Below are 1134 nucleotides of genomic sequence, written 5' to 3' on the forward strand. Positions count from 1 at the left end.
GGTAGAGTTAATATTGAGCAGATCCCCCGGTGAAGGATTTAACCGTGTTATCTCGTTGGAGATATTCATGGCGTATTTTGGATGATAACGAGGCGCAAAAAATGAAAAAGACAGCTATCGCGATTGCAGTGGCACTGGCTGGTTTCGCTACCGTAGCGCAGGCCGCTCCGAAAGATAACACCTGGTACACTGGTGCTAAACTGGGCTGGTCCCAGTACCATGACACTGGTTTCATCAACAACAATGGCCCGACCCATGAAAACCAACTGGGCGCTGGTGCTTTTGGTGGTTACCAGGTTAACCCGTATGTTGGCTTTGAAATGGGTTACGACTGGTTAGGTCGTATGCCGTACAAAGGCAGCGTTGAAAACGGTGCATACAAAGCTCAGGGCGTTCAACTGACCGCTAAACTGGGTTACCCAATCACTGACGACCTGGACATCTACACTCGTCTGGGTGGCATGGTATGGCGTGCAGACACTAAATCCAACGTTTATGGTAAAAACCACGACACCGGCGTTTCTCCGGTCTTCGCTGGCGGTGTTGAGTACGCGATCACTCCTGAAATCGCTACCCGTCTGGAATACCAGTGGACCAACAACATCGGTGACGCACACACCATCGGCACTCGTCCGGACAACGGCATGCTGAGCCTGGGTGTTTCCTACCGTTTCGGTCAGGGCGAAGCAGCTCCAGTAGTTGCTCCGGCTCCAGCTCCGGCACCGGAAGTACAGACCAAGCACTTCACTCTGAAGTCTGACGTTCTGTTCAACTTCAACAAAGCAACCCTGAAACCGGAAGGTCAGGCTGCTCTGGATCAGCTGTACAGCCAGCTGAGCAACCTGGATCCGAAAGACGGTTCCGTAGTTGTTCTGGGTTACACCGACCGCATCGGTTCTGACGCTTACAACCAGGGTCTGTCCGAGCGCCGTGCTCAGTCTGTTGTTGATTACCTGATCTCCAAAGGTATCCCGGCAGACAAGATCTCCGCACGTGGTATGGGCGAATCCAACCCGGTTACTGGCAACACCTGTGACAACGTGAAACAGCGTGCTGCACTGATCGACTGCCTGGCTCCGGATCGTCGCGTAGAGCTCGAAGTTAAAGGTATCAAAGACGTTGTAACTCAGCCGC

1 protein-coding gene is annotated in these 1134 nt (G+C 53.0%); it reads left to right on the top strand.

Annotation, left to right across the window (positions count from 1 at the left end; genetic code table 11):
- Positions 1-101: 101 nt before the first annotated feature.
- On the top strand, positions 102-1134 hold a 1033-nt coding region (gene ompA / locus FTT63_RS15515; RefSeq protein ID WP_180192482.1), incomplete at its 3' end, for a porin OmpA.

The organism is Acinetobacter sp. C15 (assembly GCF_013420645.1).
In the GTDB taxonomy this organism is placed as follows: domain Bacteria; phylum Pseudomonadota; class Gammaproteobacteria; order Pseudomonadales; family Moraxellaceae; genus Acinetobacter; species Acinetobacter indicus.